Annotated in this window: 7 protein-coding genes; 2 read left to right on the top strand and 5 right to left on the bottom strand. The window is 47.1% G+C overall.

All coding sequences use genetic code 11. The features are described 5' to 3' along the window. Positions 1-36 precede the first annotated feature (36 nt). From FE784_RS24720 to FE784_RS24700, 4 genes are all read right to left on the bottom strand, one after another. The gene (locus FE784_RS24720) at positions 37-825 is read right to left on the bottom strand and encodes an MFS transporter (RefSeq protein WP_218103808.1); all 789 of its coding nucleotides are present in this window, start codon (positions 823-825) and stop codon (positions 37-39) included. A gap of 142 nt (positions 826-967) precedes the next feature. Beyond that, positions 968-1525: a dihydrofolate reductase family protein gene (locus FE784_RS24715; RefSeq protein ID WP_139604927.1), complete on the bottom strand. Its 558-nt coding sequence runs from the start codon at positions 1523-1525 to the stop codon at positions 968-970. Positions 1526-1591: 66 nt separating this feature from the next. Beyond that, the gene (locus FE784_RS24710; protein WP_139604926.1) at positions 1592-3889 is read right to left on the bottom strand and encodes an ATP-binding cassette domain-containing protein; all 2298 of its coding nucleotides are present in this window, start codon (positions 3887-3889) and stop codon (positions 1592-1594) included. Between the two features lie 805 nt (positions 3890-4694). After that, positions 4695-5399, bottom strand: a complete 705-nt coding sequence (locus FE784_RS24700; RefSeq protein ID WP_139604924.1) for a hypothetical protein — start codon at positions 5397-5399, stop codon at positions 4695-4697. Positions 5400-5697: 298 nt separating this feature from the next. On the opposite strand from FE784_RS24700, the gene FE784_RS24695 reads away from it, so the two are divergent. Both FE784_RS24695 and FE784_RS24690 read left to right on the top strand, forming a co-directional pair. Next, positions 5698-6810, top strand: a complete 1113-nt coding sequence (locus tag FE784_RS24695; protein WP_139604923.1) for a stalk domain-containing protein — start codon at positions 5698-5700, stop codon at positions 6808-6810. A 121-nt stretch (positions 6811-6931) separates the two neighbouring features. After that, positions 6932-7399 (top strand): P-loop nucleotide/nucleoside kinase family protein, encoded by a 468-nt coding sequence (locus FE784_RS24690; RefSeq protein ID WP_218103807.1) that lies wholly within the window; start codon positions 6932-6934, stop codon positions 7397-7399. A gap of 334 nt (positions 7400-7733) precedes the next feature. Here the strand turns inward: FE784_RS24690 and FE784_RS24685 are convergent, their stop codons facing one another. Continuing rightward, a complete protein-coding gene (locus FE784_RS24685) occupies positions 7734-9071 on the bottom strand; it encodes an ABC transporter substrate-binding protein (RefSeq protein WP_176706494.1) in 1338 nt (445 codons plus the stop codon). Between the last annotated feature and the right edge of the window lie 10 nt (positions 9072-9081).

Below are 9081 nucleotides of genomic sequence, written 5' to 3'. Positions count from 1 at the left end.
ATTCATCAATAATTCGTGTCTTGACAACGGGGGGCATTACAGAGGACTGGTCAATGTTTGCTGCCGGCGAACAAACCAAACCGCGACAAGGCCGCCGAATAGAAGTAAGGCTACGGGCTGCCATTCCAGTGCTCCAGCTTTGGCAAACTCTTTTAATCCATAGACAATTGGCAAAATAGCAGCCAAAAACAAACCGACGCTCGCCAAATCCATTTTTTCCGCTTTCGAATCCCGATACTCGGGCAGCAGCAACGGTGCGGCAATTAACAATAATAGCATAATCGGCACACCGAGCAGGAACACGGAGCCCCACCAAAACTGCTCCAGCAGAAGCCCCCCGATCAGCGGACCGATCGCTACGCCGACCATAAAGCAGCTCATCCAAACGCTGATGGCAATGCCGCGCTGCCCGGGATCCTTGAACATGTTACTGATCAGCGCTAATGTCGACGGCATTAATGTCGCGCCAGCAATGCCGAGGAGCGCCCGATTGACGATCAGCATCTCGGCGCTCGAAGAATATGCGGCCAACATCGAAGCGATACCGAACGCCGCCGCCCCGATCATCAGCAGCTTGCGTCTGCCGATCCGATCGCCGAGCGTCCCCATCGTAACCAGAAAACCGGCAATCAAGAACCCGTAAATGTCCATGATCCACAGAAACTGCGTGCTGCTCGGTGCCAGATCCTCTGCAAGCTGAGGCATAGCCAGGTAGAGTACGCTCATGTCCAGAGAAAGCAGCAGCGTCGGCAAAGCCAGCACGGCCAGACCGATCCACTCCCGTCGCCCCGCCCGTGAAGGCACAATTGAAAGTTTGTCCATCATTCCACCCTGTAGTAATCAAGTTTACAAATCGTTATTGAGGCCGGATTAGCATAGCTCACTTACGCAACTTGGTTTCTTATAGAATGCTGCAGGGCAACCATGCAGATCCATTTAAAGATACTCACAAATATATGGGTGTACATTATTCTATCTCATTTAAATGATAGATTAGTTGCACAACGCCAGAGGAGAACGTTCTTGTATTTACTATTTTCAAATTCAACCTCTGTTTTATATCAATAAACAACGGTTTTCCTTCTCCCAAAACAACCGGGTGAACAGACAATCTAAATTCATCAACAAGCCCTGCATTTATAAAATTTGTAATAAGACTTGCTCCACCATATAGCCAAATGTCTTTACCAGGCTTATTCTTTAATTTATTTACTTCTTCGACAATATTATCATTTATGAATTTTACTTTGTTATCAGTCCCTTTTTGCGTTCTGGAGAACACATATTTTTCTTTACGATGAACCAATTCCCAAAAGTTTTTTTCATCATCCGAATGATCTATTCCTGGAACAAATTGTCCCCATAATTCATAGCTTTTTCTTCCATATAAAATAGTATCAATTTGATTTAGAAAATTATTAAAGCCCATCTCAGAGTCCATAATGCACCAATCAACTTCTCCATTTTTCCCTTCGATAAAACCGTCTAAAGTAACTGCTAGATCTAAAATAATATTTCGTTTCATAATTTGTTACCCCTCTCGTTGAGCTACCATTAATTATAGACATTAACCATGTCACCTTGTGACATATTAATAATAGAATGGTTTGGCCGGGACGGTTTTATGCGCTACGGTTTCTGTCTTGCGCAAATACGCACCCGTTATCGAATGTTCGGCGGCAGCCAGCTGAACAGGTGTGCCTTCGAAGACGATTTGGCCGCCCCGGTAGCCGCCTTCGGGTCCTATGTCAATGATCCAGTCTGCGCTCTTGATCACATCCAGGTTGTGTTCGATGACCACCACCGTGTTGCCCCCGTCGACCAAGCGGTTCATAATGTCCATCAGACGAGAGATATCGGACATATGCAGCCCGGTTGTCGGCTCGTCCATTACATAGAGACTGCCTTCCTTGTGAAGTTCCCCGGCCAGTTTGATGCGTTGGCATTCTCCGCCCGACAAGGTGCTCAGAGGCTGGCCCAGCGTTACGTATCCAAGTCCCACCTCCTCCAGCGTCTGCAATTGACGGAGCAGTTCCTTCCTGCTGAAGAACTCCGAAGCTTCCCGTACCGTCATGGCGAGGACGTCGCTGATGGATTTTCCGTTCAGCTTATACTGCAGCACTTCATCGCTGAACCGCTTGCCCGAGCATATTTCACATGTCGTCCTTACCGGCTCGAGAAAGGCCAAATCCGTGTAGATCATCCCGAGACCCTGACAGTTGGAACAGGCTCCCTTGGAGTTGAAGCTGAACAGGGACGCGCTCACCTTGTTGGCTGCTGCGAACAGCCGGCGGATCTCGTCCATCATCCCCGTGTAGGTAGCCGGATTGGAGCGGATGGACGTGCCCACGGCGGTCTGATCAATGACAATCGCTTCCGGATGCGACGGCAGGAATGCTCCGTTAATCAGCGTACTTTTGCCTGAGCCGGCTACTCCCGTTACCACGGTCAGCACACCGACGGGTATATCGACTGTCACATCCTTCAGATTGTGCAGGCTGGCGCCGGCTACGGTCATCCGACCTTTGGGCACCCTGGTTGAAGTTTTCAAGGGCAGACTTTGCTTCAAGTACCGTCCTGTCAAGGTATCCGCGCGGAGCAAGCCCGCAAAGTCGCCTTCGTAGACGATTTCTCCGCCGCGGGTTCCCGCATGAGGTCCGACATCGATGATGTAGTCGGCAATCTCTATTACTTCGCGGTCGTGTTCGACGACAAGTACGGTATTCCCTTTGTCCCGGAGCTGGCACAGCATGCCGTTCAGACGATGGACATCCCGCGGATGCAGTCCGACGCTCGGTTCATCGAAAATGTAGATCATGTCGGTAAGACTGCTGCTCAAATGCCGGATCATCTTGATGCGCTGCGACTCCCCGCCCGACAAGGTTGCGGTTTGACGGTCCAGACTCAGATACTCCAGCCCTATAGAGACCAGATGGTTCAACCGGATCAGAATCCCGCCAATCATCGGACCGGCAACGGGATCCCGAATGGCTTCAATCATACGTATTAGCTCGCCAATCTCCATCGCTGCGCATTGGGCAATGTTGTATCCGTTAATCCGGCAGCCCAGGGCCGTTTGATTAAGCCGGCTTCCCCCGCAAAGGTTACACTCGCTATAGGATAGAAAGCGGTCAAGGGTTTCGCGTTTGGCATCTGACATCTCGCTGCTGTCCCGCTTTACATACAGGCGGGTGAGCTTGGGCAGCAGACCTTCATAATCCGATTCGATATCGCCGCCTTTGGTGCGGTATACGATCTTGCTTTCTTTGCCGTGGAGGAGGGTATCCCATTCTGCCGGCGTATAGTCGGCAAGCCGCTTGTCGTTGTCGAACAAGCCGGAATGGGTATACGTATTCAAGTACCAGCTTCCCACTTTAAATACGGGGAACAGGATTGCGCCTTCATTCAGCGACTTGGACCTGTCGAGCAGCTTGTCCACATCAAACTGCACCACCTGTCCGACTCCGGAGCATTCCGGGCACATGCCGGCCGGTTCGTTAAACGAAAAAAAATGTGAAGAGCCGGCAAAAGGCTTGCCGATTCTGGAGAAAAGCAACCGGAGCATGGCATAAATATCCGTGATTGTGCCGACCGTCGAACGGGAGTTGCCGCCGAGCCGTTTCTGGTCGATAACAACCGCCGTGGACAAGTTCTCGATGAGATCGGTATCCGGCTGACTAAACCGGGGCAGACGATTGCGGATGAATGCGGTAAAAGTCTCATTAAGCTGCCTCTGCGCTTCTGCGCTTATGGTGTCGAATACCAAGGAAGATTTTCCCGAGCCCGAGACGCCGGTGAAGATTGTTATTTTTCGCTTCGGTATACGGACATTCACGTTTTTCAGGTTATTCTCGCGTGCTCCTTTGATTATGATATCTTCGACGTTCATAGACTCCACCTCGGATTTCCATTTTCTTAGCTTTCACAGTATAACGGAATAATCATGACAACATATGTCATGATTAGACGAATATTCTTAGTGGAGATAAAGTTTAATTTACTTTTGATGTTTAGAGAAACAGATATAGCTTTATATTGTAATGGATAATTAATGATTCTCGGAAAACGACCCGCTAGGCGACGTAAACCGCCTGTAGCGTAGGCGTCTCATAGTTGCCGCCAAGAAGAGGCCAGCATTCACGATGTCTGGGGCGGTAAACATTCCCGCAATCAGCAAAACTGCGCATTTTCCTGGCTTATTGCAATCGTCCGGCAGATCAGATTGAGGTCGAAGTCCTGTCATTTCGAATGTGTTTGACGTGTCCGGGCGGAGTTGACAATATCGTCGCGCAGGATCCTTTGGAGACGTCCTCTTCAAATAGCCCCCAACGCACCTAGCTTGGCTAGGTGCGCTGGGGGCTATTTGACGCTTACGGGACAACACTACGTGTCCCCAATTTCATACTTCGCCTTCCACCACGCCAGAACTGGAATAGAAAACAAAAGCTCCTTTTGGTGGAAAACCAATATTCTTGTGGACTCCGTAAATTTCAGCGGACTCGCGAGCATCGCCGCCCCCACACACATCTCAATTCCGTTGCTTCTCTCATAAGCGTCTTCAACGAAACCGAGACACCGAAGCCGGTAATCCTTCGAATCCATATGACTTCTTGCCCAGGTAATAACATTTTGTATTTCCTTGTCATATTTCAATAAACAGCCCTCTATTTTCTTGTTAAGCACCTCCTGCCTTATCATTCGATCGACCACTCTTTTTTTATAATTTCTTTTAACTCTTTTTCCATCCCAGCTCCAAGCAAAACACCCGGATTCATGATTTCACTTGCGGACCGATACAGAGATCTGACTGCGGTTCCATCTTTCAAGTGAAAATCTATAAAAAACTGATATTCCGTTTTGGGGACTCCGCGTTTAAATATTTCTTCAAAGCCTATTATTTCGCGTTCTAAAAATAAATTTGTGAGTGCATTCGTTTTACTTTGTTCAATGGTTCTGATGTCTTGATCATGCGTATCCCGAAAAATCGTGATCTTCTCTACTTTGCCCTCGATATCGTAAAGCTCTTTTACGAATTTTGCTTTTGGGTTCACCATGACTTGATAAATTTTGTCTCCGGCTATAAGCCGAAATTCATGTTTATAGCCCAATTGTTCATATATTGGCGTTCCAACCGGTAAAAATGCAGCATCTGCATGTTGAACCTCATGATTGGAACAGGCATTTCCTGTTAGTTTATACTTAACCTCGCCTATTTTTGGACCAAGCTTTACGTTTGGTTTTGAGGTTTGTAAGTGGCCCGTGAATCCGTACATAATATCGTTGAATTTTATAAAATCAACCCAATCAACATCGCTTGCGCATCCTTTCTCCTTGGTAGGTGTATTGCATGCACTCAGTAGTAACGTTGCTGTAATCAATAATAGCCCGAGTCTTTTCATAAAGGCACCCTCCTTTCCAGTCTTTTAACACAGCAAGCCCGATCATCTTAGAGTTTATATCGGCTTTTTGTATAATCCTACATTTTTCCATTTTTATGTAATACTAGACGTAATATAGTGCGATAAAGTTTCCCTATGATTTCATTATGATTCTGCGTGTTTCGGCACTAGCGCTAATCCTCTCCTTAATGCAGTTAAATATTGTGGGACAATAGCTTGAAATAAAGGGTAATCCATCATAACGTCGAAACATATTCACAGGATTTGTTATGTTTAAGTTGGAAGGGGTACCTATTAATTGAAAAAACCTATTATCGTATTGCTCCTACTTGCTGCTATCTCTTTCGCTTTTGTTGCCTTCTCTACCAATACCAAGATTGTATCTGCTGCAATTGACTCTTCACTCTTAGAGAACGAACAAATTGTAAAAGCTATTATTTCCGAGTTAAAACTGCCAAAAGGTGCAGTACTGACCGAGCAAAACCTTAAAGACGTAAGGAGTCTGCGCCTAGACGGAAAACACATTACCACCCTATCGGGCATAGAAAAATTACCAAATCTTGAATCGCTAAGCGTGGAATATACATCTGTCCAAGATTTATCCCCGCTTGAAGGGTTAATGGGAATAAAGGTACTGCATATTAAAAATAGTGAGGTAAAAGATATAGCACCACTATCAAAACTGAGTAAATTGCAGTGGCTAAACTTAACAGGAAACGAAATTGGGGATATTAGTCCTCTTTCTCAACTCACCGATCTACGATCTGTTACTGTAGACAACAATCGTATTACTGATTTCGGGCCCCTTCTTCATTCACCAAAATTATATATAGTCTCTTTAAAAATGAATCCAGTCGCAGACATTAGCTTTCTCCAAAAAATTCCGATTTTACAAGCCATTTATATGAATGGGATACAAGCTGCCAATTATGACATTATGAAAGAGATCAAGCTTCTTCATTACGTTATGATAAGTCCGGAGCAGTATGAAGCGGAACTAGAGCTATGGCAAGAATTGAGTACAAATAACGTTGATGTTACTGTGATACATAGTTCGAATATTGTTCTGGAAATTGATCAAAAATGGATACCGGCAGAAGTAAGCTGGGGCCCTTTTATTCAAAACGGGGTTGTAATGGTACCTATCCGGATCCTATCTGAGAATCTTGAGTCCGTATTGGAATGGAATGAAAGATCACAAGCGATTAGTATTACGAAAGGTAGTAGAGTAATCCGCTTGTTTATGAATCAAACTCAAGCATGGATGGATGGCTCTCTCTTAGAAATGGAGTCCGCACCCATCATTGTTGACAATGTGGCTTTCGTACCTGTCCGATTCATCGCAGAAGCATTTCATTATGATGTAGCTTGGAATGATGTCAAGAAAACGGTCAGTCTCACTACCCGATGATGATCAGGAAAATTGCGGAGGATTTATGCAAAATAGATTGATAGCTTTTACGCAAACAAAGCTTTAAACGTGTTGAAGAATACAAAACTGGTTTATGAGATTATAGGGTAAAAGATTGGGGGTGAAAGCTATAGCAACACTGCACATAATGGTTGGTCTCCCGTGTAGCGGAAAAACTACTCTGGCACGGCAACTTGAACAAAATTATTCGGCTCTTCGCCTCACTCCTGACGAATGGCATACTAGCTTGTTCGGACAGGATGTTAATGAACAGAAACATGAAGATAGGCACGATACAGTGGAAGCCTTGCTGTGGAACGTTGCCGCTCGTGTGCTAGTTCTCGGCATAGATGTTATTTTGGACTTTGGGTTTTGGGTGCGCAGCCAGCGGGACGATATGCGCGCCCGAGCGGCACAATTAGGAACTGATTTTAAAATCCACTTTGCCGAAGCGTCTGAAGAGGTGCTTCTGGCACGTCTTGCGGCAAGAAATGCCGAGCTGCCTCAGGGAGCATTTTACATTCCCGAGACCTTGCTGAAAGAGTGGATATTGATTTTTGAGCCGCCTTCTCAAGAAGAGCTGGGCTAGCTTTCTCAAGCTTCCGTACTGAGGCATACATAAGACCGTCAAAGTAGCGGCGGTCTGTGCTGGCGATTCAATACTGGACTCCGGGCAAAAAGAAATACCCTCAAGGAATAGCCCCTGACGGTCCTTTTGTGTCTGTTACTGATTGGCGTCCAGTCGAAAGCGACTGAATTCGAACTCAGCCTGACGAGCAGGCGCACGTGACTGGGGACATTTCATAAGATGGCAGTCCTTCGAATCCAAACAGCCCTGCCCCTTGTCGTTAAAAACAGACAAGGTAACAGGGCTGTTTGCGACCGTTTTCGTCTAGCGCATCCGCCGCCGAACGCAGATCGGATTATCTGGACTGCAGCTCTTGAATAGCCTTATCCGCCGCTTCCTGCGCATCCCGCAAGGCTGTGTTGATATCGGATTTGTCATTGCCGACATTTTGGATCATAGGCACATACGGCTTGATGGCTGCCGAGTGATATTCTCCTTTAATGACAGGCTGCGCCGTGAATTTGTTGTAGAACACCGCCTTCATATTCAATTTTTCGACTCCCGGCAGGTCTGCCCCGAACTGATCCTTGGCCGCCTGCAGCTTGATGGCCGGAGGAAAGCCAATACGACTGTTGCCGATCTCGACTTCATCGGAGGCGAGGAATTTTAAAATTTCCCACCCCTCCTCCTTGACCTTCGTTTTCGGATTCATCATCAGGATGGAAGCCGCCGGCGAAACTCCTTGGCCTTTGGCATCATCGAATACAGGGAGTGCCGCAATATTGAAGTTCAGATCGGCCGCGCCTAGGAACGGCTGGAAATAAGCGGACCATGGCAGCATGGCGACTACTTTTTGCTGCATGAAGCCGGCGCGATCCTCGGCAATTTTTTCCGGACGGTTGCCTGGAATCGAATACAGGTCTTTGACGAACTGCATGATCCGGTTCCATCGCGGATCGCTCAAATAAGTCGCTTTTCCGGTTTTCGGATCGAAGGGGGACAGCGCGTACTGCTGATAAAAGTGACGAACCAATCCGATATCAAGCCCGCGGTACTGCACGCCGTTATCGTTTCGCGTTACTTTCTTCGCCAGATCGATCGTTTCGCTCCATGTCATGCCGTCCTTCGGATAAGGCACGCCGAATTTATTAAACAAATCGGTGTTGTAGAACAAGACGGCTGATCCGACTTGCCAAGGCAAAGCAAAAATTTCTCCTTTGTCCGACTGGTCCTTGACCATTTGCAGCGCACTGTCATCAAAGCGCGATAAATCATATTTGTCGCGTTTAATCAGCTCCGATAAGTCCATCGCCAAACCTAACTCTTTCATATCGGCAATACTTTCTTGAAATCCGATCCAGAACAGGTCGATCTGTTCACCGGCTGCAAGCAGCTTCTCCATATTAGAACGCGTAAAACCGTTTCCCACCGTTTTAATCGTTACGTTCGGGTACTTCGCCTTGATGCGCGCACCGATTTCCTGCTCGAATATTTCATTGGACGCGTTATTGAAAAAAGTAAAGGTAATCGGTTTCGACATATCGACTACCGCCGCTTTCGATGCATCGCCGGGCGAAGACGGCGTCGATGTTCCCGGCGACGCTTTGTTGCCGCCTGAGCCACACGCGGCGAGCATCGCCGCCGCCGTAAGCAAAGACGCGCATTTTGCAGACTGCTTCCATGTAATCTTCATATCGTAAATC

This window comes from Paenibacillus hemerocallicola (assembly GCF_006265175.1).
Classification (GTDB): Bacteria; Bacillota; Bacilli; order Paenibacillales; family NBRC-103111; genus Paenibacillus_AB; species Paenibacillus_AB hemerocallicola.
Note: the sequence above shows the minus strand (reverse complement) of the source record. Positions and strands in the feature narration are given on the sequence as shown.